Annotated in this window: 25 protein-coding genes; 9 read left to right on the forward strand and 16 right to left on the reverse strand. The window is 46.9% G+C overall.

Translation table 11 applies throughout. From position 1 onward, the window contains the following. Window positions 1-3: 3 nt before the first annotated feature. From flgJ to CBP12_RS05990, 11 genes are all read right to left on the reverse strand, one after another. Window positions 4-987: a flagellar assembly peptidoglycan hydrolase FlgJ gene (gene flgJ / locus CBP12_RS05940; protein WP_086963622.1), complete on the reverse strand. Its 984-nt coding sequence runs from the start codon at window positions 985-987 to the stop codon at window positions 4-6. Between the two features lie 215 nt (window positions 988-1,202). Further along, window positions 1,203-2,306, reverse strand: a complete 1,104-nt coding sequence (locus CBP12_RS05945) for a flagellar basal body P-ring protein FlgI (RefSeq protein WP_086963623.1) — start codon at window positions 2,304-2,306, stop codon at window positions 1,203-1,205. Window positions 2,307-2,695: 389 nt separating this feature from the next. After that, window positions 2,696-3,382 (reverse strand): flagellar basal body L-ring protein FlgH, encoded by a 687-nt coding sequence (flgH, locus tag CBP12_RS05950; protein WP_086963624.1) that lies wholly within the window; start codon window positions 3,380-3,382, stop codon window positions 2,696-2,698. 50 nt (window positions 3,383-3,432) lie between these two features. Next, window positions 3,433-4,221 (reverse strand): flagellar basal-body rod protein FlgG, encoded by a 789-nt coding sequence (gene flgG, locus CBP12_RS05955; RefSeq protein ID WP_086963625.1) that lies wholly within the window; start codon window positions 4,219-4,221, stop codon window positions 3,433-3,435. A gap of 11 nt (window positions 4,222-4,232) precedes the next feature. Continuing rightward, window positions 4,233-4,976: a flagellar basal-body rod protein FlgF gene (flgF, locus tag CBP12_RS05960; protein WP_086963626.1), complete on the reverse strand. Its 744-nt coding sequence runs from the start codon at window positions 4,974-4,976 to the stop codon at window positions 4,233-4,235. Between the two features lie 780 nt (window positions 4,977-5,756). Continuing rightward, window positions 5,757-7,046, reverse strand: a complete 1,290-nt coding sequence (gene flgE / locus CBP12_RS05965) for a flagellar hook protein FlgE (protein WP_086963627.1) — start codon at window positions 7,044-7,046, stop codon at window positions 5,757-5,759. Between the two features lie 11 nt (window positions 7,047-7,057). Continuing rightward, the gene (locus CBP12_RS05970) at window positions 7,058-7,756 is read right to left on the reverse strand and encodes a flagellar hook assembly protein FlgD (RefSeq protein WP_086963628.1); all 699 of its coding nucleotides are present in this window, start codon (window positions 7,754-7,756) and stop codon (window positions 7,058-7,060) included. Between the two features lie 6 nt (window positions 7,757-7,762). After that, on the reverse strand, window positions 7,763-8,182 hold the full coding sequence (gene flgC, locus CBP12_RS05975; RefSeq protein WP_086963629.1) for a flagellar basal body rod protein FlgC: 420 nt from the start codon (window positions 8,180-8,182) through the stop codon (window positions 7,763-7,765). Then, the gene (gene flgB, locus CBP12_RS05980) at window positions 8,179-8,580 is read right to left on the reverse strand and encodes a flagellar basal body rod protein FlgB (RefSeq protein ID WP_086963630.1); all 402 of its coding nucleotides are present in this window, start codon (window positions 8,578-8,580) and stop codon (window positions 8,179-8,181) included. The genes flgC and flgB overlap by 4 nt, the downstream gene beginning before the upstream one ends. Window positions 8,581-9,942: 1,362 nt before the next feature. Continuing rightward, a complete protein-coding gene (locus tag CBP12_RS05985) occupies window positions 9,943-10,764 on the reverse strand; it encodes a CheR family methyltransferase (RefSeq protein WP_086963631.1) in 822 nt (273 codons plus the stop codon). Between the two features lie 18 nt (window positions 10,765-10,782). After that, a complete protein-coding gene (locus tag CBP12_RS05990) occupies window positions 10,783-11,697 on the reverse strand; it encodes a chemotaxis protein CheV (RefSeq protein ID WP_086963632.1) in 915 nt (304 codons plus the stop codon). A gap of 176 nt (window positions 11,698-11,873) precedes the next feature. On the opposite strand from CBP12_RS05990, the gene flgA reads away from it, so the two are divergent. From flgA to flgN, 3 genes are all read left to right on the forward strand, one after another. After that, the gene (gene flgA / locus CBP12_RS05995; protein ID WP_086963633.1) at window positions 11,874-12,623 is read left to right on the forward strand and encodes a flagellar basal body P-ring formation chaperone FlgA; all 750 of its coding nucleotides are present in this window, start codon (window positions 11,874-11,876) and stop codon (window positions 12,621-12,623) included. 82 nt (window positions 12,624-12,705) lie between these two features. Then, window positions 12,706-13,026 (forward strand): flagellar biosynthesis anti-sigma factor FlgM, encoded by a 321-nt coding sequence (flgM, locus tag CBP12_RS06000; RefSeq protein WP_086963634.1) that lies wholly within the window; start codon window positions 12,706-12,708, stop codon window positions 13,024-13,026. 1 nt (window position 13,027) lies between these two features. After that, a complete protein-coding gene (gene flgN, locus CBP12_RS06005) occupies window positions 13,028-13,441 on the forward strand; it encodes a flagellar export chaperone FlgN (RefSeq protein WP_086963635.1) in 414 nt (137 codons plus the stop codon). Window positions 13,442-13,556: 115 nt separating this feature from the next. Here flgN and CBP12_RS06010 read toward each other — a convergent pair whose 3' ends face one another. Both CBP12_RS06010 and CBP12_RS06015 read right to left on the reverse strand, forming a co-directional pair. Beyond that, window positions 13,557-13,964 carry an LPP20 family lipoprotein gene (locus CBP12_RS06010; protein ID WP_086963636.1) on the reverse strand — a complete coding sequence of 136 codons (408 nt, stop codon included), beginning with the start codon at window positions 13,962-13,964 and terminating at the stop codon, window positions 13,557-13,559. Further along, window positions 13,954-14,706, reverse strand: coding sequence for a FlgO family outer membrane protein (locus CBP12_RS06015; protein WP_232455165.1), 753 nt, complete (start codon window positions 14,704-14,706; stop codon window positions 13,954-13,956). Before CBP12_RS06015 ends, CBP12_RS06010 begins: the two co-directional genes overlap by 11 nt. Window positions 14,707-15,003: 297 nt before the next feature. Between CBP12_RS06015 and CBP12_RS06020 the strand changes: the two genes are divergently transcribed. Further along, window positions 15,004-16,152 carry a flagellar assembly protein T N-terminal domain-containing protein gene (locus CBP12_RS06020; RefSeq protein WP_232455166.1) on the forward strand — a complete coding sequence of 383 codons (1,149 nt, stop codon included), beginning with the start codon at window positions 15,004-15,006 and terminating at the stop codon, window positions 16,150-16,152. 406 nt (window positions 16,153-16,558) lie between these two features. Here the strand turns inward: CBP12_RS06020 and CBP12_RS06025 are convergent, their stop codons facing one another. Further along, a complete protein-coding gene (locus tag CBP12_RS06025) occupies window positions 16,559-17,041 on the reverse strand; it encodes a nucleoside deaminase (protein ID WP_086963638.1) in 483 nt (160 codons plus the stop codon). Window positions 17,042-17,328: 287 nt separating this feature from the next. Here CBP12_RS06025 and CBP12_RS06030 point away from each other — a divergent pair, with 287 nt between their 5' ends. The 4 genes from CBP12_RS06030 to CBP12_RS06045 all read left to right on the forward strand — a co-directional run bounded on the left by CBP12_RS06030 (window position 17,329) and on the right by CBP12_RS06045 (window position 22,095). Further along, window positions 17,329-17,571, forward strand: a complete 243-nt coding sequence (locus tag CBP12_RS06030; protein WP_086963639.1) for a helix-turn-helix domain-containing protein — start codon at window positions 17,329-17,331, stop codon at window positions 17,569-17,571. Beyond that, entirely contained in the window at window positions 17,561-18,733 is a 1,173-nt protein-coding gene (locus CBP12_RS06035) for a type II toxin-antitoxin system HipA family toxin (RefSeq protein WP_086963640.1), read from the forward strand. The genes CBP12_RS06030 and CBP12_RS06035 overlap by 11 nt, the downstream gene beginning before the upstream one ends. Before the next feature lie 261 nt (window positions 18,734-18,994). Next, a complete protein-coding gene (locus CBP12_RS06040; RefSeq protein WP_086963641.1) occupies window positions 18,995-19,591 on the forward strand; it encodes a class I SAM-dependent methyltransferase in 597 nt (198 codons plus the stop codon). Next, window positions 19,591-22,095, forward strand: coding sequence for a DEAD/DEAH box helicase family protein (locus CBP12_RS06045; protein ID WP_086963642.1), 2,505 nt, complete (start codon window positions 19,591-19,593; stop codon window positions 22,093-22,095). Before CBP12_RS06040 ends, CBP12_RS06045 begins: the two co-directional genes overlap by 1 nt. Window positions 22,096-22,255: 160 nt before the next feature. Here the strand turns inward: CBP12_RS06045 and CBP12_RS06050 are convergent, their stop codons facing one another. Together CBP12_RS06050 and CBP12_RS06055 are read right to left on the reverse strand one after the other, a co-directional pair. After that, entirely contained in the window at window positions 22,256-22,780 is a 525-nt protein-coding gene (locus CBP12_RS06050; protein WP_086963643.1) for a DUF2726 domain-containing protein, read from the reverse strand. 24 nt (window positions 22,781-22,804) lie between these two features. Continuing rightward, window positions 22,805-24,229 carry an MBL fold metallo-hydrolase RNA specificity domain-containing protein gene (locus CBP12_RS06055; RefSeq protein WP_086963644.1) on the reverse strand — a complete coding sequence of 475 codons (1,425 nt, stop codon included), beginning with the start codon at window positions 24,227-24,229 and terminating at the stop codon, window positions 22,805-22,807. Between the two features lie 263 nt (window positions 24,230-24,492). Between CBP12_RS06055 and CBP12_RS06060 the strand changes: the two genes are divergently transcribed. Further along, window positions 24,493-24,960, forward strand: coding sequence for a ferritin family protein (locus CBP12_RS06060; RefSeq protein WP_086963645.1), 468 nt, complete (start codon window positions 24,493-24,495; stop codon window positions 24,958-24,960). Window positions 24,961-24,971: the final 11 nt, after the last annotated feature.

Raw genomic sequence — 24,971 nt, forward strand, 5'->3', positions numbered from 1 at the left:
TCCTTATGCTTTTGCTACCAATCGGTTAACGGTGTTTAAAATACTGCTTAGTTTGTCGGCATATTGGGGGTCGGTAGCGTAGCCCGCTTGCTGTAATGCCTTAAAGTATTGCTTGGGCGAGTCGGTTTGCTGCAAAGCGTTACCGTAGCGCGGGTTATCATGTAAAAAATCGACATAATCGTTAAAGCTGTCGTTAAAAGAGCTATAAGAGCGAAAAGGCGCTTTAACTTGTACCGCGACCCCTTGTTCATATTCCAAGGTGTTTACCCAAGTTTTACTGTTCTTCCAACTGTTATCGGCCTTGATCCCAAAAAGATTATGGCTAGAGTCACCATTTTTTGGTCCTATGATCTTTTTACCCCAGCCGGTTTCTAGTGCCGCCTGCGCTAACATAGCTTCTGGCGGCAAGCCCATGCGCTTGCCCGCCTCTACTGCTGCAGGCATTAAGCGCTTAACAAAATCCTCTGGCGAGCGAAATGGCTCACTGGCGCTATAGGTCACCGCCTCTTTATTATTAGCCGCTGCTAACAAAGGCGGCTTAGCTTTAAGCTCGGTTTTATCAGCTGTTTGTACGGAGTCATTGTCATTAAATGGGCGCACTACTTTGCCCGAAACGCGGCGCACATCGCTTAAATCAAATAAGCGAGCTTGCGGCTGAGGCGCTGCTTGCTCGCCCCCTAATTGCTTGCTCACTAAATCGGCGAGGCCTAAGCTGCCACGCTTACTTAATTCGGCCGACATCTGTTGGTCGTGCATATCTTGATAATATTCGGTGTAGCGGCTATTCATGGGGCCGTCGGCTTCAAAGACTTTGTTAGCGGCACGCATCGACTTAAATAGCTGCTGGGTAAACAAGCTTTCAAACTGACGCGCCGCTTCGTCTAGTGCCTTGCCTCTGTCTTCGGCAAAACCTTGTTGGCGCAATTTATCTAAGCCTTGTAGATCATTGGCCAGTAAGCTGTTGCTATATGAGTCGATGGGTTTCATACATACTCCTTTTAATACAGCTATCAGCCTTGAGCTGAGTGCTATAAAAAAAATCTAAAACCTATATTGGCCACGGAATACACAGAACAACACGGAAATAAAAATTTTAATGAGTAAGAACTCATAAAGAAAAAATTCTTCTCTTCGTCCGTGTACTTTCGTGTATTCCGTAGCAAAAATTTTTGATCTTTTAGTTACTTCTAGAAGCACTGTTATTAAATAATGACTAACTCGCCTTGTATGGCGCCAGCTTGGCGTAGTGCTTCTAAAATTGCCACTAAATCGCCGGGGGCAACGCCTACTTGATTCACAGCGCGCACTAAATCATCGAGCGTGGTGCCAGTATCTAGCTTAAACATGCGACTATCTGCTTGTTGCACATTCACATTACTGTTAGGCACTACTACGGTTTCGCCATCAGAAAAGGCATTAGGTTGTGACACCTGGGGGTTTTCTGAAATCATAATGGTTAAGCCACCGTGAGTAATAGCAGCCGGTTTAAGCTGCACACTTTGTCCTATGACAATAGTGCCGGTGCGTGAGTTCACAATAATCTTGGCGGCTTCATCGGCTACATCCACCACTAAATTTTCTAAGCTCGACAAATAATTGACACGCTCGCCGGGGTCACGCGGGGCATAGACTTGCACCGAGGTTGCATCTAGTGCTTGAGCATTATTAGGACCTACCAAGTCATTAATGGCTTCGGCCATGCGCTTAGCGGTAGTAAAATCAGAGCGGTGTAAGTTAAAAACAATGGTATCGCCGCGGCCAAAGGAGCTTTCTACTTCTCGCTCCACCATGGCTCCACCGGGAATGCGCCCTACGGTAGGAATATTAATCATAATAGAAGAGCCATCGGCACCCTCGGCACCTAAGCCTCCTACCACTAAGCTGCCTTGAGCGAGGGCATACACGCGCCCATCCACCCCTTTTAAGAAGGTTTGCAATAAGGTGCCACCGCGCAAACTTTTAGCTTCGCCAATGGCCGACACGGTAATGTCGATAGTTTGGCCAGGCTTAGCAAAGGCCGGCAGTTCGGCATGCACGGCCACCGGTGCCACGTCATTCATTTTAGGGCGTAGGTTTTCTGGTACTGTAATACCAAAGTTATTGAGCATGGTTCTAAAGGTTTGAGCGGCAAAGGCGTTATTACGCTCACCGGTACCAGGCAAGCCCACCACTAAGCCATAACCCACTAATTGGTTAGCGCGCACACCGGCCACCGAGCTAATGTCTTTAATACGCGCCGCATGCGCGGGCGCCAACACACCTGTGAATAAGGTTAAGCTCAGTAAGATACCGGTGAGCTGCTTCATGTATTTCTCCTGAACAAAACCTAAATTAAAGCGAATGCTTAAAACTGTAAAAATCTAAAAAACCAGATCCTGATGTGCATCAGGATGACGGCTGTTTTGTTATGCCGTCTGGCTAAACAACCTACCACTCTGTACCGTCATACCGAGCTTGCCTCGGTATCTCATGCAGACAACTCTGGCCTAGAAAAGATCCTGACTTTTATCAGGATGACAGCATAAACCCACGTCTCACGTCTTATCGTCATACCGGACTCGCTCCGGTATCTTGTTTTAAGACTTAAACCAGATCCTGACTTTCGTCAGGATGACAGCTGTTTTCTGTCATACCGATACTCCATCAAGTTCAGCATAACGGCTCCGGTATCTCCTGCCTCATCAGCAATAAAAAACTAAGGCATCCACGGGCTATTAAAGAACTTAGATAACCAGCCGCGGGTTTGGGTATTAGCAAAATCGCCGGTACCGCCGTAATAAATACGCGAGTTAGCCACGCGATTCGAGGCAATGCGGTTATCTGAGCTAATATCTTGCGGGCGTATCATGCCGCTAATGCGTACATATTCTTCACCGGTATTAAGCATGATCCACTTTTCGCCCTGCACCAGTAAATTTCCGTTAGCTAATACCTGAGCCACGCTTACAGTAATGCTGCCTTGTAAGCTGTTGCTTTGATTAGTATTCGCTTGGCCATCAAACTCATTGCCGCTCGACATAGAAGCACTAAGTGGATAACCCGCCACCGCTAACGCCGAGCCGCCCAAGGTAGGTGTGCCAATATTAAAGCTGGAGTCTTTACCTTGCTGGGTCGTAGCGCGCTTTTGCGCACGAGTAGACTCCGCCAGCTCCACGGTAATAATGTCGCCTACGCTGTGCGCTTTTACATCAGAGTACAAACTGTTGGCATAACTTTCTTGAAAAATAGAACCATTAGGCTCAAGTTGGCGCTCACTTAAGCTAGGAATAACAGGCGCAAACGCCGGATCGTCAGGCTTAGGCGTATAAGGCGTGCTGGAGCAGCCGGCTAAACTTAAGCCTGCAATCACCACTGCACTTATTACCGTTATGTGTTTGCGCATATCTATTCCTACCTTTATTAACTAACTGCTATTAATTTATCGCGCCTGCGTTACAACTGCTGGTTAATATACGCCAGCATGTCATCTACCGATGAAATCACCTTAGAGTTCATCTCATACACGCGCTGCGCTTGAATAAGGTTCACTAATTCTTCGGTCACGTTAACGTTAGAGGTTTCTAACATGCCCTGCTTAATGGTGCCGTAACCATCAGCACCGGCAATGCCTTGCATCGCAGCACCACTGGACTGGGTTTCTAAATACAAGTTTTCACCCTTTGGCTGTAAACCCGCAGGGTTAGCAAAGTCGGTAATAATTAACTGACCAATGATTTGGGCCTCGGCTTGGCCGGCCATTTGCACCGAGACTTCACCGTTAGTCCCTACACTAATGCTTTGCGCGTTCTCAGGAATTTGCATTTCTGGCTGTAGCGGATAACCGTTACCTGGAGTAACAATCACGCCCTCTTCGTTCAGCGCAAACTGACCATTTCGGGTATAACTGGTGGTGCCATCGGGTAGCAATACTTCAAAAAAGCCACGGCCATCAATCATCACATCCAGCGCGTTATCTGTGGTTTGCACGCTACCTTGGGTAAAGGTTTTTTGCGTAGCAACCACTTTACTACCGGCACCTAACATTAAGCCGGAGGGTAAGTTGGTATCGGCTGAGGCTCGGCCACCGGGCTGGTGAATATTTTGATAGAGCAAGTCTTCAAAAATCGCTCGGCCTTTTTTAAAGCCCACGGTGCTGGCGTTCGCTAAGTTATTTGAGGTGACCGAAATATTGGTCTGCTGAGCGTCTAAACCGGTTTTACTGATCCATAATGCTGGGTTCATTACATTCTCCTTTAGATGCGCAGCAGCTGAGCATGGGCTTTATCGTTTTCTTCTGCATGACTCATCATTTTTAATTGGGTTTCAAAGCGGCGTTGCAAATCAATTAAGTGGGTCATTTCTGATACGGGATTGACGTTACTGCCCTCCAGCGCGCCGGCAATTAATTGCACTTGAGCCGAAGCTGCCTCAACTTGTCCGTCTTTACGGCGAAATAAGCCATCTTGGCCTTTTTCAATCTCGGCATTATTAGGCAACACGGTTTTAATGCGCTGTAGCTCTTCACCGCCATCGGTGGGTTCCCCTTCAAGGCGCGCAAAGATAGTACCGTCTTTATTTATTTCCATTTTCTCTAATGGCAGCGGCAAAATAATCGCGCCACCATTATCATCTAATACGTTTAAACCGGTGCTGGTTTGCAAGCGGCCATCAGGAGCCACCTGCAAGTTACCAAAACGGGTATAAGCTTCACTGCCATCTTTAGATTCCACCGCCAGCCAACCTTCTCCTGCCACGGCAACGTCAAGATCTCGACCTGTGGTTTGAATGGGTCCGGTGGCAAAATTTTGCCCAGGGCGCTCTGTCATGGCAAACACGCGCGTTGGCGCACCTTCACCAAACGCTTGCATGGCGCGCGCTTGCTCCATGTCGGCTTTAAAGCCGGTGGTATTGGCATTGGCCAAGTTATTAGAGCGCACGGCCACGCTGTGCATGTTCTCTTTGGCGCCAGACATGGCGATATAAAGCAATTTATCCATTTCAGCTCCGTCGACCTTGGTCGAATAAGTACTGATTAATACTGGGCCAACAGGCTAGCCAGCGAATTGTTTAAATACAATGCAAGAAAGGTGCCACAAAATGTAAGAAGTAAGGTGTGAAGCGTGAGGAGAGGAAAACAAATGCTGAGCTGGGTAGCACTATACTGTAGCTGGCATCTCGAACTCTGTAGCTGGCATCTCGAACTCGCTGTCATCCTGATACCGGGTCGTAGCTCGGCATGACGAAGCTTCGGGATCTCGCTTTATTGTTTAATACACTAACACCAGATCCTGACGTGCGTCAGGATGACAACAAGAACGTAGCAGATTCAGCAGCCGTCATACCGGACCTGCTCCGGTATCTTGCACTTAGCATTTTTTCTTTAAACCTAAAGGCGAGATCCTGACGTGCGTCAGGATGACAACAAGAACATAGCAGATTCAGCAGCCGTCATACCGGACCTGCTCCGGTATCTTGCACTTAGCATTTTTTCTTTAAACCTAAGGGCGAGATCCTGACGTGCGTCAGGATGACAACAAGAACATAGCAGATTCAGCAGCCGTCATACCGGACCTGCTCCGGTATCTTGCACTTAGCATTTTTTCTTTAAACCTAAAGGCGAGATCCTGACGTGCGTCAGGATGACGGCAAAAGCAGAGCAAATCCTAGAGCCGTCATGCGAACAACAACTCAGTATCAGGATGAGGGCAATAAAAAAAACCGCTCTTTGTAAGAGCGGTGTTAGAGTTTTCTTATAGCTTAAAGCTTCGAGCTATGCCTTAACGGATCTGCAGTATGGTCTGTTGCAGTGTACTGTTCACTTCTAGCGCCCGCGAGTTAGCTTGGAAGTTACGCTGCGCGGTAATTAAATCGACCAGCTCGGAGGTTAAGTCGGTGTTAGATTGCTCTAACGCCGCCACACTTACCTTACCGAAAATACCAGTATTAGGCTGGCCGGTAACTGCCTCGCCCGATAACAAAGATTGGCGCCATTGGGTATCACCAATTTGCGTTAAGCCCTGCTCGTTAGGAAAGCGCGCCATGGCCACTATGCCTAAATTTTCTGTAGAGCCATTACTGTAAGTGGCTTGTACTAACCCATCCGGGCCCACATCCACCTTAGTTAAACGCCCTACTGTAGTACCGTCTTGGCGAGACTCAGTGATCTCAAAGGCACCGGAGTTAAGCGTGGCATCAGGGATCTTAATGTTTATCTTTTGACCTGCGTCTGAACCATTAGTAAAACCTAAAGCAACCGTCTCAAACTCTGTAGGTAATGGAGCAGTTAATACGCCGCTGTTATCAAAGGTTAAATCCAAGGTATCACTGGCAGGCGTACCACCTTGTTTCATTTGTCCATCAACTGCCACCCGCATTTCCCATTGGTTGCCAGTGATAGCAGGAACAACATTCGGATTAGGACCAATCTTAGTGAAATACTGAGTGAGCGTATGTGTATCACCCATAGAGTCATAAATCGTCATCGAAGTGGACGAGGTATAGGTCGCGGAGTCTTCGCGATCAAAAGGGGTCGCGACTCGGTCCATGGCATTAGCTTTTACCGGCAAGTTAACGCTGGTGCGAGCTTCTGCAGTTTGCTGCGGCTGGCCGGCTTTATCTGGTATGCGCAGCGGCTGTGTGCTATTAATGCCTAAGCCAGCAGGGGAGCCGTCGCTGTTCGCTTTATAGGTTTGTAAAAAGTGCCCTTGAGAGTTAGTTACAAAGCCTTCGTTATTTAAGCGAAATGCGCCAGCTCGAGTAAAGGTACGATCCAGTGAGCCAATTTCGTTAGACACCACAAAGAAGCCACTGCCGTTAATCGCCATATCGAGCGAGTTATCGGTAAATTGCAGTGCGCCTTGGTGAAACTGCTGCGATACGGCGGCGGTTTGTACACCACTACCGGTTTGAGTTTTGGCGTTAGCAAAAATAGAGTTGGCATAGACATCAGCAAACTCGGCGCGCGACTCTTTAAAACCGATGGTGTTAACGTTAGCGATGTTATTTGCAGTAACGTCGAGGTCTTTTTGGGCTGCGTTAACGCCGCTTAGGGCAATATTAAAAGACATAGTTGTGCTCCTTACGCCGCTTTACGGCCAGCAATTTCAAGTACTTGGTTCAAAGGAACACCCCCTAAACCAGATAAATTAACCAAAGTCGGACTATTAGCACTACCCAAAGTGACGCTATCTACCCGGCCAAAGGCCAATGCATTAAGATCTTCACGCTTATCATTCACTAAGCCGCTGATCTTAATTTTGTAGCGCCCTGCTACTGCAGGCTCGCCATTTTCTTGTAAACCATCCCACGTAAAAGGCACGTTGCCTCGCTGTGGCCCCTCTAGCGCAATTGAGCGCACTAACTGACCTTGTTCATTTTCAATGCGCACTAATACGTTATTAGCGCCCTCGCCCGTTACTGCCACGCCGTCTACCGGCTCTGCTTGATCCCAATAAGCAATGTTACTGGGTAGCAATACTTTTTGGCCCACTAGACTTGAGGCCTGCAGCGCTTGGCTAGAAGTCATTACCTCACTTAAGCCAGATAACTGCTCACCCATTTTACTAATGCCATCGGCACTGGTAAAAGCGGTCATTTGGGCAATCATGTCGGAGTTATCCGCCGGTTTAAAGGGGTCTTGATAGGCCAACTGTTGCGTCATTAGGGCAAAAAAGTCTTCTTGCCCTAATTGCGCACGACTGGGATCTTTAGCTTTTTCTGCAGGGCTTTGTTCGCCCGGCCATTTCATGCCATCTAGATAATCTTGGTTAATTTGCATGGCTTATTACCCCTTACCAAGACGCAGTGTTTGCTGCAGCATCTGCTTAGCGGCATCTGCTACTTGCACGTTAGTTTGATAATTACGTGAGGCACTGAGCATGTCGGTCATTTCTTCCACTACATTCACATTTGGCTTATAAATAAAGCCCTCGGCATCTGCCATAGGATGATCGGGATGAAATTCTTTAAGTAAGGGCTTATCCGTTTCGACGATGCCCATCACCTTTACGCCGACACTTTCTTGACGATCTGAAAGCGCCTGGTTTAAGTCGGCGGCAAATACCGGTTTACGCGCGCGGTAGGTTTCATTAATACTTGAGCTCACACTGTCGGCGTTCGCCAAGTTACTGGCTGTGGTATTAAGGCGCACCGACTGAGCGCTCATGGCGCTGCCGGAAATATCAAATACCTTAAATAGGCTCACATTGATTCTCCTTTAATGGCTTTTAACAGGCCGCTTATCTTGTCATTTAAAAACTCAAGCGAAGCTTGGTATTGCAAGGCGTTTTCCATGTAATTATTACGCTCGGTTTGTACATCCACCGTATTGCCATCCCCAGTATCAGGCTGATTAGGCACTCTAAACTGCACCATACCCGGCGGCGCAATATCTACCGCAAAGTGCTGCTGGTTAGTGCGCGCCAATGAAAAGCCTTGGCTGTTTTGGGCTTGGCTTAGCGCCGCCTGAAAATCCACATCTTTGGCTTTATAGCCAGGCGTGTCGGCATTGGCTAAGTTACTGGCTAATACCTCGGCGCGATTAGAGCGCGCCGTTAAGGCGTGCTGATGTATCCCAAAGGCTTTATCAAATGAAATCGCCACCCTGCACCTCGTATCTCGTTAATTAGCGGCTTGCCGCTGCGGCAGTCTGTTGCCACCTTGGCCAAATTAAGCGTTTATTCACTAGTAAATTGAATATTACACGCTTATTTATCGCCTCTTACTTATCTTGATTTATATTAAGCAAAAGCCGTGCCAAGGTTATAACGGTAAGTTAATGAGTCGCCTCCGCCATCCTGACAAAAGTCAGGATCTGGTTTACGTCTTGAAACAAGATACCGAGGCAAGCTCGGTATGACGGTATAGTTGTTTAGCTGTCATCCTGATGAACATCAGGATCTCTTAAAGTATTGAGTCGTGGGTATGAGATACCGGAGCAAGCCCGGCATGACGATACGAGGTGATGTTGGGTTATGCCGTCATCCTGACGAACGTCAGGATCTAGTTTACGTCTTGAAACAAGATACCGAGGCAAGCTCGGTATGACGGTATAGTTGTTTAGCCGTCATCCTGATGAACATCAGGATCTCTTAAAGTATTGAGTCGTGGGTATGAGATACCGGAGCAAGCCCGGCATGACTATAGGGAGTGATGTTGGGTTATGCCGTCATACTGACGAAAGTCAGGATCTGGTTTACGTCTTGAAACAACATACCGAGGCAAGCTCGGTATGACGGTATAGTTGTTTAGCTGTCATCCTGATGAACATCAGGATCTCTTAAAGTATTGAGTCGTGGGTATGAGATACCGGAGCAAGCCCGGCATGACTATAGGGAGTGGTGATGGGTTTAGCCGCCATCCTGACAAAAGTCAGGATCTGGTTTACGTCTTGAAACAAGATACCGAGGCAAGCTCGGTATGACGGTATAGTTGTTTAGCTGTCATCCTAATGAACATCAGGATCTCTTAAAGTATTGAGTCGTGGGTATGAGATACCGGAGCAAGCCCGGCATGACTATAGGGAGTGGTGATGGGTTTAGCCGCCATCCTGACAAAAGTCAGGATCTGGTTTACGTCTTGAAACAAGATACCGAGGCAAGCTCGGTATGACGGTATAGTTGTTTAGCTGTCATCCTGATGAACATCAGGATCTCTTAAAGTATTGAGTCGTGGGTATGAGATACCGGAGCAAGCCCGGTATGACGATACGAGGTGATGTTGGGTTATGCCGTCATCCTGACGAAAGTCAGGATCTGGTTTACGTCTTGAAACAACATACCGGGGCAAGCTCGGTATGACGGTATAGTTGTTTAGCCGTCATCCTGATGAACATCAGGATCTCTTAAAGTACTGAGTCGTGGGTATGAGATACCGGGGCAAGCCCGGTATGACGATACGAGGTGATGTTGGGTTATGCCGTCATACTGACGAAAGTCAGGATCTTGCTTTAAAAGATAACGAGGCTTATTTAATGCGATAAATAATGCCGGGGTTACAGCGGATCATTTCAAATTTATCTGATAATCCGGTTAACGACTCAGAAGCACCTAATAGCAAATAGCCTCCGGGGTTTAGGGAGCTGGCAAATTGATTGAGGATTTTCGTCTTATTAGCCGGTGAAAAATAAATAAGCACATTTCGACAAAAAATAATGTCAAATTTGCCTAATAAGCTATAGCTATCCAGTAAGTTAAACGGGCGAAAACTCACCATGTTTCTCACTTTTTCTTGCAGCTGCATCTTGCCCTCAGCTAGCGGCGTAAAAAAGTGACTTCTGCGCTCAGGCGACAAACCTCGCGCTAGCGATAAACTATCGTAAATTCCGGTTTTGCACTGTTCAAGCATACTGGCCGAAATATCGGTGGCCACAATTTGCAGCCCCGGCAAGCTTCCCGGCTTTCTTGCTTGATACTCTAGAGCGGTCATTGCAATAGAATAAGGCTCTTGGCCAGACGAGCTGGCCGCAGACCACACTTTTAAAATTTTCCCAGGCTTGGCTAATTCCGGAAATAACTTTTCTGTGAGTAACGTAAACGGATAGGTATCGCGAAACCACAGGGTTTCGTTGGTAGTCATGGCGTCAATCACGGCGGTTTTAAGCTCACGCTCGCGCATATTCATCGACTTAACCATGAGATCGTTAAGCGACTCAATTTTAAAGCGCGCCAGCAAAGGCGACAGCCGGCTTTTTACCAAATACTGTTTATTATCACCCAATACGATCCCGGTACTGGTTTCTAAAAAACGGCAAAAAGTTTGATATTGTTCGTCGGTCAGATTTTTCATCCGTTTCCTTACAGAAATTTAGAATGCAGCCTTCACGGCCGTTGCCAGCTCGTCGGGATGGAATTTGGCGATAAAATTATTGGCGCCGACTTTTTCAATCAGTGCTTTGTTAAACACACCACTTAAGGAGGTATGTAAAATAATATGCAAATCTTTAAGGGCTGCGCTATTGCGAATCTCTGCGGTGAGCGTGTAGCCGTCCATTTCTGGCATTTCCACATCAGAAATCACCATTGATAACTGATCAAGAATGGGGCCATTTTCTGCCAGCTCGCGCAATTTATTCAAAGCAAGCTTGCCGTTCTCTACCACTATGCACTCAATGCCTAAGCTTTCTAGCGTCTTTTGAATTTGGCGCCGTGCCACTGAAGAGTCATCAGCCACTAAAATCGGCTTTTGGGTAGCTGATTTTAAGTCTGAAACTTCATCCACTAATTCTTGTTTTACGTTTACTTCTCGTGGAGAAATTTCATCAAGAATTTTCTCTACATCTAAAATTTCTACTAACTCACCGTCTATTTCGGTGACGGCCGTCATATAATTACTGCGCCCCGTACCTTTAGGCGGTGGTAAAATGTCTTCCCAATTCATATTGACGATGCGCTCGACAGAGCTCACCAAAAAGCCCTGCACTGAACGATTATATTCAGAGATAATCACAAAACTGGTGTCAGTTTGTTCTACTGGGCGCCCGCCCATGGCCTTACTAATATCAATAATAGAAATGGTTTGACCACGAATATTAGCCACGCCTTTGATCACCGCATTACGCTGAGGGAGCGCCGATAACTTGGGGCACTGCAATACTTCTTTTACCTTGAACACGTTAATGCCAAATCTTTGACGGCCGTTTAGCCGAAACAGTAGTAACTCTAATCTATTTTGACCCACTAACTGTGTTCTTTGGTTTACCGAGTCGAGTATCCCCGCCATCGCAGTATCTCCCTTCACACCATGCTATTATTTTTAGCCCTGGCATATTTAATGCATGTTTCATGCTTCTTAATATATTCAGCACCAGCTTAGCACCCGCTAAAAACTGGCGCCATTCGCGCATAACCGAGACGTGACATCGGCCACTTAATTTACATATCGGCCAAGAGGGCAGAATGCTTAAAAGAATTTTATTAATATTAACAGCCGCTTTTTCACGTATTAGCACTTTACTCGGGCTTGGCGCGCTGTTTCTCTTACTGCTCACCGCTACCACAGCGCAAGCACAATCTTTAGGTGGCAGTAGTGTGCACGATGAAATTCGCCGCTACGCAGAGCAGTACGTTAAAGATCTCGTCCCCTTGCAACCAGAAGATAAATTGTTGGTTCAAGCGGCTAGCATAGATACGCGCCTTGCCTTAACCGAATGTCTAGGACAGTTAACCGCTGATATTCGCGGTTCAGGAGATGTAAAGCGCAATACCCACGTGTATTTAAAGTGTCATGAAAACCCCGGCTGGGAGATTTTTGTGCCGGTGCGAGTTAAAATACTTAAGCCGGTAGTCACGGCGGCTGACCCTATTACACGCAATACTTTGTTACAGGCGCAGCACCTAAGCGTGGATTATCAAGATGAAGTGTTATTGCGCGGTGATATTTTTAGTGATCCTAGCGAGCTTATTGGCTCGCGTAGCAAACGAGACTTGCGCGCCGGACAACCTATTTTAAGCAGCCAATTATGTGTAGTGTGCAAAGGCGATAGAGTCAGCATTTTGGCCCAAACCGGTGGCTTAACTATTAAAACCGACGGCATCGCTAAAGAAGATGGCACTTTTAATGATAGTATTAGAGTCAGTAACGTGAACTCAGGCCGAGAGATCAGTGCGCGCATTATTAGCGCCGGCCAAGTACAAGTGCGACTATAAAGTTGGCTGCTAATTATTCCTAAAGTTATTAAAGTCCACGCCGATACCCTTGTACGCAGCAGCAAAATAGGACTTTCATATTATGGCTATCGACAAATTACCTTCAGGAGTTGGCACTAATGCCCCACTTCCTGCTAACAAATTTAAGCAAAACGTGAGCACAGACACCCCGAGCACGGCCGCACCCAGCACCAGCGTGGCTAAGCAAGACTCGGTTACTCTTACCTCCCAAGCAAAACACTTGAGCCAAGTGCAGCAATCTTTGGCAAATGCGCCAGCGCCAGACAATAGTGTTCGTCTTGAAGCGCTGAAAAAAGCCATTAACGAGGGCAGCTATCACGTAGACAGCGATCGACTGGCAGCCAATATCTCCCGTTTTGAACAGGATTTAGAAGGCCTCTAATATGTCGCTTGCTGCGCTATTAACTCAACAGAAATCCCAACTTGAGCTTTTGTTAGAGATCACTCAACAAGAGCTTGAGTTGATCGTAAAACGCCAAGCACTAGACTTACCCGCCTTAGCTGAGCGCAAACAGACACTGCTGATTAATATTCAAAATACCGATGCAGAGCTGGCAAGTCATGAAGAGCGCGAGCGTTTAACCACTGATTTTCAACCGCAAGTAGACAGTCTTCGTCAATTAGTCACTACCTGCCAAGAGCAAAGTGCGGTCGCCGAGCAATTACTTGAACAATCTCTAAATGGCGTGCGCCAGCTCGCTAATATTTTAAGCCGTCTGCACGAGCGCCAAAGCATGACTTACGATCAAAAAGGTCATACTAAAGGCATCAATAAAGGCAGCGGCTTTAAAGTGTAGTTTTACTGTTAAACGCTAAATTGAAAGATCCTGACTTTCGCCAGGATGACGGCTGTTTTTCGTCATACCGATACTGAATCAAGTTCTGCATGACGGCTCCGGTATCTCTCGTTCTTTATCGTCCAAGGCGCAGATTTTCATACAGTTTTAAATCTAGCTCTAACTCAGTAATGTACATATCGCCATCGGGATAACTGTTCACTACGCGCGCACCGCGCACCACACCGCGGCTACTGTTAGTGACAGGGCCATCTTGTAAAATATTGCTGTTAGTTACGCTAGAGCTAGAAGTTAATACCCCACTGAGTTGTTCGGTTAGCTCACGATAAGCGTCTAATTTAGAGGCGCGCATGGCGTGGAGTAATTTTTGCTGCGGATCTTGTGGCTGTTGCAAGCTAATAGGTGCATATCCTACAGCATACAAATGATTTTTAGCCGCCTTGGGGCCCCCCGTTGGCTGTTGGCTACAGGCAACTAATGGCCATAACAATAAAGCAATTAATAGCCCACGCTTATTTAGCATAACGGCTCCTATATTCAGGGGTAATTACTTGTACTTTTGGCTCTGGCCCTTGGGCTTTAACTAAACTGGCCACCAAATACTGTGGAATAAACTGCTGGGCGCTCCCAATCACGCTGTTATCGCCCATGGAAATTAAGCGCGCATTCACTAATTTACCACCAGAGGTATCACTAATGGTGCCGTGAACTAAATATTGAGCGCCAATGCGTGAGCTAAGTTGGCGATAATCGCGGCTCGTACTGAGATCGCCCTCAGGAGTAATGCGAATAAAAGGCAGCGTTTTAAAGTCCACTACCCGCAAGCCATATTGATTAAGTTGAAACATCATGGTCTCTGACAATAAGCGGCCAAATTCACTTTGTGTTTTATAATCTTCTTGATCCACAAAACCACTAACGGCGATGCCAGAGCCCGCATTTAATTGGTGACCACTGGATACTAAACGATAAGCCAATGCTGACATATGTTGCTGTAATTGCGTTTGCCCGCCCACTAAAGAAGGCCCAGCTTGAGGTAAATACGCACTGCGCGTACCCGCACTCATGCGCATCGGAATGCCATCTTGGCTATGACGAGGCGATACCTCAGGTGCAACTAATGGCCCTAAGGGTTTGCGATTAATATAATGAGCCGCATGATCATGGGGCAGATAATGATTATTAGCATCAAACTGCTGCTCTTCTGTATTGGTACAAGCACTTAGCCCTAGTACCATTAGCAGAATAAGAGATCTGGTCATCATGACTCCATAAAATAAAATGCCCACTTGGGCTAGCTGACTAAGGCTATCGGCCTAGCACTGGCAAACTTTACTGCTCGCCCGCATTTCCTAACCTAAGCGGCAAAAAAATGCCGTTTATTTCACTACGCTTTATTTATCATTAATAACGCGCTAGCCGCGGCTAGCAAAGGCTGAAGCGCTAAGAGTCATCTTGCTGACTATTTAATATTACTAGTAGGCAAGCTTTTTGCATAAACCTTGCCAACAATTGATTGCTGAGCCATATATCTTTTGCTCGCTGCTAACTAGGACGCTATCGTGTCAAAAAAAGCCCTGTTGCCCACATTAGTATTACTACTGCCGCTTGCGTTTAGCGCGCAGGCTGACTGGTATCAAGCAGAAGGCTCGGCGCCCCTTGGCCAAGGAATAGAAATGGCGCGCCAGCAAGCCATGGAGCAAGCTCTTACCGACGCCCTACTTCAAGCAGGCGCCTCGGTGGCGACGGTACAGTCCGTTACTAATGGGGCGCTTTCTGGCCAGCGACTGGATATTGCCGCTCAAGGTGAGCTAATGGATTATGTAGTGACTAATGAGCGCCGCTCACAAGGACGGTTATGGCTGACCTTGCGCGCCGATATTTGGCCCAACCCTCAGCAAGTACAAGCCCAGTGCGCTAGCCGTTATCGCCCTGGCATTAGCCTAACGCCCTTTGCGCTGCAATATCCTGAGCAAGGCCGATTTGGGCAAATTTATGAACTGGGACACGCGAGCAGCCAACGCTTAGCCCAGCATTTGGCGAATAGCGTCAACTTAATGACTCAACTTGATCATCAATTATTAACCGACTCTCACCTACCGCGCAGCCAAGGCCTACGTAAAGGCAGTGATGTACTGGCTAATAAACAACAATCGCGCCTGCTGCTCAGTGGGGTGATCAATGACATTAGTATGGAAGATGGCAACTGGTTAGCTTGGCAAAAAAAACGCCAAGTGCGCCAATTTTCAATCACCATTCACTTAGAAGACAGCTTCACCGGCGAGCGCTTAATTTCGCAGCAATATCATATTGAAGCGCCGTGGACCTTTAAAAAGCATGACAAGGTCAATGTGGCACAACAAAGCTTTTGGCAATCTTCTTATGGCGTCGCCGCCGACCAACTATTACAACGTATTGCCCGCGATATAGTAAAAGCACAATCGTGCATGAAAGCGATAGCGCATATTTTGCAGCAATCTGATGAAGGGATTTTAATGGACTTAGGCCGCCAAGCCGGCATTCAGCCAGGCGATCGATTTACACTGATTCACCGGCGCCAGTTACAGCCGGGCTTTTATAGCGAAACCTCGTCTAAAGCGCAATTTGTGGTACAACAAAGTCATACCGATTACAGCATATTGGCACCCGCCGATGCCGCGGCTCGCCAAATTCGTATTACGCCTGGCGACATGCTGACCTCGGTAAAATAATAGTTAGCGCCCAGCCCTTTGCCGTTATGCTGATACTGAATCGAGTTCAGCATGACGTAGATTAAGTACCGGTAAGACGACTAACTATCAGCCGTAAGCTATCAGGAAAAACACCGCCAGCCCTTTGCCGTCATCATGACGCACGTCAGGATCTCGGTTTAATCTATAGACCTTAAACATCAAAGCGAGATACGGTCGCCGCCATGCTGATACTGAATCGAGTTCAGCATGACGTAGATTCAATACCGGTAAGACGACTAACTATCAGCCGTAAGCTATCAGGAAAAACACCGCCAGCCTTTTGCCGTCATCCTGACGCACGTCAGGATCTATGTTTTAATACTCAAGCTCACCCTCTCATTTCACTCAACACTAAAACTCAACATCGTATTAAGCGAGTCGTTTTCTATTCAGTAATACCAAAATAGCGTTTATGCAGCGCTTTAACTTGCTCCATTAGCTCCAGTACCGGCCCTTGTACTTTAATATCGGGCGCGACTTCATTAATAGATAACGCCTTAACTGGCGAGGGTGGCACGCCCCACTCTGCACACCAAGTAGCAAATTGCTTAGCCGAGCAAATATAAACCACCCGCCCTAACCCCGCCCAGGCATGAGCCGCCGCACACATAGGACAATGCTCGCCCGAGGTATACATAGTGGTTTGCGCACGTTCTGTTTCACTTAAATGCTCGGCGGCCCATTGCGCCAGTGTCAACTCTGGATGAAAAGTGGCATTGGTATGAATTTGATTATGATCTTCGGCCAGCACTGCTCCTTGTGCCGATACCAATACTGAACCGAACGGTTGATCACCCTCCGTCAATGATTCTTCTGCCAGCGCCACACAACGGCGTAAATATCGTAAGTCCTGTTCGCTTATGGTCATCTCAAAGCCTCCTGCCTACTAAACACGCATCTAGCTTAACCCTACCTAAATAGAAACGCCTTGGCCACGAAAGAACAAATACAGGGCAGCGCCCGGCGCCTAGCACCAAGCTAAAAGAAAGCGGTACGTCTAACGCTGTACGCCATGCGTTAAAGATAAAACTGGTTTGGTTTTTTCGTATAGTGGTCGGCGTAAAGCGTATAGCCGTCTGCTAAGCTTTAATTAAATGTTCAAAATAATGTACAATATTTATAATTAATCGCCAACTGTAGGTTATTTTGTACATTATGGATTATTTAGAGCTAGGCAAAATAATACGCGAACTACGCCAACAGAAAAAAATTTCGCAACAACAAATGGCCGACCATTTGGCGATGTCTCGCACCACAATCAATGCTTTTGAACTGGGCCGTTCGGGCGACGTTGGTCTGAGGAAGGTCATGAAAATGCTGGATTATTTGGGCTATGAAGTCTCAATTCGTGAAAAATCTCCGTTCCCTACCTTTGAGGAGCTACGCGATGGCCATTAATAAAAAGTCTTTGTCTGTAAGGGTAGCGGGACAAGCCGCCGGTGAGTTATTTAACGAACAAAACGAATTTATATTTCGTTATGACTCTGACGCAGCGCAGCAAGATTTTGTTTCGTTAACCATGCCGGTGCGTGGTAGGGATTATTCACATTCTGCATTACCTCCATTATTTGAAATGCACTTACCCGAGGGATATTTGCTATCAGTATTACAACGTCATTTTGCTAAGCTCAATGGTGCCGATGACCTAAGTTTGTTGAAGCTATTAGCGCCTAGCGTACGCGGACGAGTTCACTATCAGACAAACACAGACACAACTCAGCCCCTAGAACTAACCGATTTACTGTCACCCGCTGCAGGATTATTCGACGAACTAGTCGCTCGTTTTGCTTTGCACTCACCTGTGAGTGGTGTGCAGCCCAAGGTGTTGGCGCAGATCCAAGATAAAGCTACCTTGTGTATAGAAGATTACATAGTTAAAGCTTGGGGACCAGATTATCCACAGTTAGCACTCAACGAATATTGGTGCATGCGGGTATTAAAAGCTGCGGGCATTACAGTGCCCGAGTTTTATTTATCTGACGATGGCGCGCTTTTTATCATGAAGCGTTTTGACTTTACATCCTCAGGGCAATGGCTCGGTTTTGAGGACATGTGCGTATTAGCAGCAAAAAGTCGCCAACAAAAGTACGAAGGCAGCTACGAACAGCTAGCTAAAACCATTGCCAACTTTGTTTCCCCTGCACATAAAGTCACAGCATTGCAGCAGTTTTTTAAGATGTTGGTGCTGAATAATCGTTTACAAAATGGCGATGCTCACTTAAAAAATTTCGGCCTCTTGTATGAAGACATCTATAATATCTGGTTGGCACCGGCTTTTGATGTGGTTAGTACTACGGCCTACATTAAAAATGATGTGTCGGCTTTAACTTTAATGGGCAGTCGTAAATGGTGGGCACGTAAGCATCTGTTAACATTTGGCGTTCAACATTGCGCATTAACTCAAGCACAGGCAAATGCTTTATATGACGAGTGCGAGCAAGCAATGCAGCGAGTAGCAACGCAAATACAGCAGGCATTAGTCACAGAGGAAGTGGCTGACAAACAGCAGATACTTACACATTTACTGTCATGTCTGACACCAGACCAAATAATAGAGTGAAAAGGACTGACTGAGATAAAGCTGTGAAGAGAAACTGCTAATACAGTGCCAAGCGCACAAATGTAGTCGCGTGCTTTAACAGCGAAAACCAGCGCAGTTAACTCCCATGCAGATGTTCATCCCAGAACATTTCCGGTTGAAAGGTCTAGTGCAACCAATAACGGTACCTTTTTAAGCGCAAACCAATGCCGCCAAGATCAAGGTAAGCCCTTCATGAGTCTGATAAAGTAGCGAACAAGTTTCCAATATTAAAGCGCCACTATGTCGGTTGACTATTACCAGCAACAAGCCAATTCTTTTTATCAAAGCACCGTCGGTGTTGATATGGCGCCGCTGTATGATCGGTTTTTGCCTCACCTTCCGGATGGCGGCCATATTATTGATGCAGGTTGCGGATCCGGTCGCGACAGCCTGCATTTTGCTAATTTAGGTTTTAAAGTTAGCGCCTTCGATGCCAGCCCGGCATTAGTGGAATTGGCTCAACAACATACCGGCTTAGCCATCAGCGTCTGTCGCTTTGAACAATTTAACGTTATTGCTCCCGCCGAAGCTATCTGGGCCTGTGCCTCTTTATTACATGTACCCAGATCAGAACTCGCTCAAGTCATGGCGCACTTATGCACGCAGTTAAAAGCCGGCGGCATTTTTTATTGTTCATTTAAATATGGCCAAGGCGAAGTGGCCAGAGACGGGCGCCACTTTACCAATCTCGATGAAGCAGGTTTAAACGAGTTAATCAGCGAACTGCCACTGACATTAATTGAGCATTGGCAAACCGGCGATCTGCGCCTAGGGCGAGAGCAAGAACGCTGGCTTAATGCCATTTGTAAAAAGCAGTTAATTGAGGATGCGAGTTAATGAATACTCCACAACTGCTCACCGGTGGCAGTGCTCAAGACCCTAGTTTCAATCAGCCGTTATTACCGTGCTTATTAACCGCCATTAATAATACGGTGCAAGATAGCCAGATAACGATTGCCGTATCCTTTATTCGCCACAGTGGTTGGCGACTACTACAGGATGCTTTATTTGAAGCATTAAACAGAGGCGTGAAACTTATCATCGTCACCTCAGATTATCTTGATGTAACAGAGCCTGTGGCACTGCGCGAAATGATGCTATTGGCTGAACGCGGTGCTGAAATCAAAATCTATGAAAGCGCCAGTAATGCCGGCTTTCACCTTAAATCTTATCTTTTTATCCAGCATAATGATCAGCAACGAATAACGGGCTTAGGTTTAGTGGGCTCCAGCAATATTTCAAAAGCCGCTCTCACCTCATCGCTGGAATGGAATTGGCAGCTCAAAGTTAATGATGCGCTAACCAGTGATGCAGCTCAGAGTTTGCTGGCATTGCAGGCCCAACTAGCCAAGCTAAAACAAGACTCACGGGTAGTACCGCTCAGTCATTACAGGATTGATGCGTATCTTCAGCGCTATCAAGATAGCCCTTTAACCCAGCTGCGCACTATTACCGGTGATCATGCCAGTGATGATGAAACCCTACGCGAAACGCCATTACCCAATGCAGTACAAGAAGCAGCGTTAGCCGCTTTGCAGCAGACTCGGCAACTGGGCTTTAAGCGCGGTTTGGTGGTGATGGCCACCGGCCTTGGTAAAACATGGTTGGCCGCTTTTGATGCCCGTCAGCTTAAAGCTAAAAAGCTATTATTTGTTGCTCATCGCGATGAGATTATTCGTCAAGCACAAGCCACTTTTATTCGCATGAACCCCAGTGCCCACACCGGTTTATATAATGGCCAACAGCAGCAAGCAGCGGATTGGCTATTTGCCTCAATACAAACCTTAGGCCGCGACCATCACTTGCAGCAATTTGCCCACGATCATTTTGACTACATCATAGTGGACGAATTTCATCACGCCACGGCACCGACCTATCGCCGTTTATTAGATCACTTTCGCCCGCAGTTTTTACTCGGCCTCACCGCTACCCCAGATCGCACCGACCAAGCGGATATTCTCGCCTTATGCGATGACAACTTAGTCTTTGAACGAGGTTTGCGTGATGCCATTGTCGAACGGCATTTAGTGCCTTTTATTTACCAAGGTGTGTATGACGAATTTATCAATTACGACGAAATTCCCTGGCGTAATGGCCGTTTCGATCCACAAGCGCTAGACGCGGCCTTCGCCAGTCAAAAGCGGGCAAAACATGCATTAGAAAAGTGGCTAGAGTTTAGCCAAAGTCGCACCTTGGCGTTTTGTATCTCCACTCGTCATGCCGACTTTATGGCGCGCATTTTTAATGCCGCCGGCATCAAGTCCGTCGCCATTCATTCCAAATCAGCCATGCCGCGCAACCAGGCGCTCACCGAATTAGCAGACGGCACCTTACAGGTTATTTTCTCTGTCGACTTATTTAACGAAGGCACCGACTTACCAGCCATCGACACCCTGTTAATGCTGCGCCCCACCGAATCGCGCATCGTATTTTTGCAGCAACTCGGGCGCGGTTTACGGCTGTGCGCCGGCAAGACTCACTTGATGGTGGTGGATTTGGTGGGCAGTCATAAAGCTTGTTTGTTTAAACCCGAATTACTGCGAGAAGTGACTCAGGCGGTAACCGGCACGGTAGACACCGCCACACCCAGCTTACCCGATGGCTGCTTTATCAATCTTGAGCCGCAATTGCTGCCCTTGATGGACCAACTGCGTTACGGCGGCCGCGTTAAGGTAGTGGACGATTATCGCCGTTTAAAAGAACAACTCGGTTATCGACCCACGGCCGTGCAAGCGTTTCAAGCAGGGTTTGATTTCACTAAGCTGCGCAAGAAACATGGCAGCTGGTTTGAATTAGTATTTAGTGAAGATGACCTAACTCCATCACAAATTAGGGTATTAGATAAACTTAAAGACTTTTTGCTAATCGGTATCGAAACCACTCCGCTCACCAAGAGCTTTAAAATCATCTTGCTGCAAGCTTTGCTCGAAATAGACGGTTTATCCAAACCACCAACTTTACAGGCACTGGCCGAGCAATCTCGCTATGTATTAGAGCGCCAGCCCGACTTATTGCAGCTCGACTTATCCGCCACCCAGCAAGCCATGACAGCCGACTCAAAAGCTTGGTTAAGTTACTGGAAAGGTAATCCGATTAAACATAGCAGTAATGTAGGCAACAACCGAAAAGTGGCTGAAGCAGGGAAAGATTACGACATAGCTGCCGCAGCCCAAGATAAAACTGCTCAGTATTGGTTTAGTAGAAACAACGAACGCTACACGCCCGACTTTAGCTTTCCCGAAACTGAGTTAGACACCCTGCACCAGATGATGCAAGAGTTGATCGATCTACGACTGGCGGAATATAAGCGTAGAAAAACTAATGCTTTGGCCAAACATTAGCTGAATAAAATAATAAATGGCTACACAGAGGAAAGCACTGCAGCTTCAACACTCGCTACGTACTAGATGAACACTTAAGCAAACTTTATCACCTATCTGATTTAGGTTACTTAATTCATGAATGACAAACGGCTTTGCATCGGGAATTGGCGATATGACCTCATTTAGCTTGTAGGTCTGACAAGTATATCTTTAAGGCGTAATGGAGCTCACTCACTTTATAAGTTGCTTGAGCGGGAAAGCGGATCAAAGGGAAAACAGCGGATTGGCATGCGTCTTCTAAAAAAGCATCTCTAATCTGTCTTTTAGCGCTGTTATGAGAGCGATCGTCCAGCTCTATGGCACATAAGAACGACAAGTCATGTTTGCGGCATAATACAAAGTCGAAGTGTTTGGCAGAGATCTTATTGAATGCCGTTTGCCACACGCCCTTTACCGTACTTTTTTGCGGTGTGAGCACGTCTGCTACCCGCACCTTACCAAAAATAGCAGCGTCATCCCCTACCGCTTGGCTTAATACGCCGAAGAAGGAACGTTCAGCGGGAGTGAAGATCGCATTTAATCTTTTATACGGATGAATTAATTTTCTACTGCGAGCTTTAATACTTATCAAAACCACAACAATAAAAAACAAAACACTTAAAACAATTATTGATGTGAGCGACGTGAACAATTCCATATCCATTATTTTGCTTCCTAGCGTTTGTGATTAAGGGATCAGCACCTCTGTATCTGGCAGTAACTCGTTGAGCTTATGCTGCAATACAGCTTTGGCATGTGCTTCGCCGTGGACTAAGCGTATTTGTTTAGGTGGTGGGCTAATGGCGGTAGCAAAGTTAAGTAAATCGTCTTGGCCGGCATGGGCAGAATAGCCGCTAACTTGATGCACTTGGGCGCGAATAATATAGCGATGACCGTCCAGCTCTACCCAAGGCTCTGGCTTAGCTGAAACGGCAACCTCACTTGGAGTTTCATCGACCTGGTGAGGATTGAACGCGGGTCCATAGTCTAAAATAGCGCGCCCTGGCGTGCCTTCGGCTTGGTAGCCAACAAACAATACGTCGTTGCGGGACTCCCCCAATAGGGCTTTAAGGTAATTGACAACGCGGCCACCGGTGCACATGCCGGAGCCCGCTAGCACGATAAAGGGCTTATGGCTGCGAGCTAAATATTGCACGGCGTTTAAGTGATCTTGATGATTATCGATCACCGTCATTTGCTCAAAAGCCAAGGGATGGCGCCCAGCTTTAAGTCGCGCTTGTGCTTCAAGATTCCAAAACGGTTTTAGCTTACGATAAAGAGCAGTAAAGTTAGCAGCCAGTGGGGAGTCCACCACAATTTCAAGCTCCTGCCACGGTAAGTTGGGTGCCGCATGGCCTTGGCCAAATTCGCTGATAATGCCTTCAATTTCATATAATAAATCTTGGGTGCGTCCCAGACTAAAGGCGGGGATCAATAAGGTGCCACCATCTGTCAGAGCATGCTCAATGGCGGCTTTTAAGCGTAAGCGGCGATCAACTCGACTGTCATGATTTTTATCGCCATACGTGCTTTCAAGAATTAACACATCTGCTGTAACGGGCGCTTGGGGTGGCATTAATAATGGCGAGTGCGGTGCGCCTAAGTCGCCACTAAACACAATAGTTTGGTTAGCAGTGGCACACTCAACATAAGCCGAGCCTAAGATATGACCGGCTCTTTGCAAGCGAATTTTTAGCTCCATATCCGCGATGGGCTGCCAGTCGTTATAGGCCAGCGGGCAAAGTTGCGACTCAAGCTTGGCTAATATCTGGGCGATTAACGCTTTATTTTTAGTAAAGCCGATTTTTAGCGCATCTTCTAATATGGCGGGCAATAAGAGTGCTGAGGGCGCCGAGCAATAAATAGGGCCCGTAAACCCTGCTGCTAGTAAGTAAGGAATACGCCCCACATGATCGATATGCACATGAGTAACAACCAAGGCGCGAAGCTGTTCAATGGCAAAATCTATTGCTAAACCATCACGCTGCTCTCGGCCTTGAAATAATCCGCAGTCTATTAATATGCTCGCCTCGCCTACCTGTAATTGGTGGCAAGAACCGGTAACGCCCTCTGTTGCACCGTGATGCAAAACAAAGATGGCCGCTTGCTGCATTTGCGCGCTCCTTATTGAGTAAACTACACCTTGATAGCTGGCGCATTTGAATCCAGTATAGTTAATGACGCACTGCTTGAGCAGGCAAATAAATAAAGGGAGCCAAGCTTAGTGCAAAAGCTGACGCACCTAAGGCGCCAAGGCTCGCTATGAGATGTCATTAAGCTACGCTTAGCAAAGGTGTGCTAATGATACGATTGAGTAGTACGCCCGCTTTTTTATCAAATTATTATCGTCTAACGACTATATAAGAGGAGATAGCCATGCAGGTCACCAATTTCACGCAGCTTATTGATTGGACTCGCCAACTGCACCAGCAACTCGCTCAAGTATTAACCCGTGGTGGTGAGCTACATTCACAAGAGCGCGCCCGGATGCTACTTAAAAGCTTAGCCGAACAAGAGCAAGAGCTGGCTAATACCCTTCACGAATTTGATCAACAAACCAAAACCGAAGCGCTAGATGCCTATGTCCCTTATTTATATTCGGCTTTTGAGCAGCGCCCTATTAATACCCAGCAAGTCTATACCCAACCTTTTGACCGTTTATCTATTGCCGAAATCTCAAAGATGATGTTTGAGGTACACGATCAAGTGGTGGATTTTTATCAAAGGCTGGCTCAAGAAAGCCAAGTACCAGAAGCTAAAGAGTTAGTAGACTCCTTGCTAGAATTAGAGCAAGAAGCAGAAAAACAGATCGCCAGTAAAATTCAAGGAATGGAAGATATGTAACAGGAATTTGC

The organism is Oceanisphaera avium, assembly GCF_002157875.1.
GTDB classification, from domain to species: Bacteria; Pseudomonadota; Gammaproteobacteria; order Enterobacterales; family Aeromonadaceae; genus Oceanimonas; species Oceanimonas avium.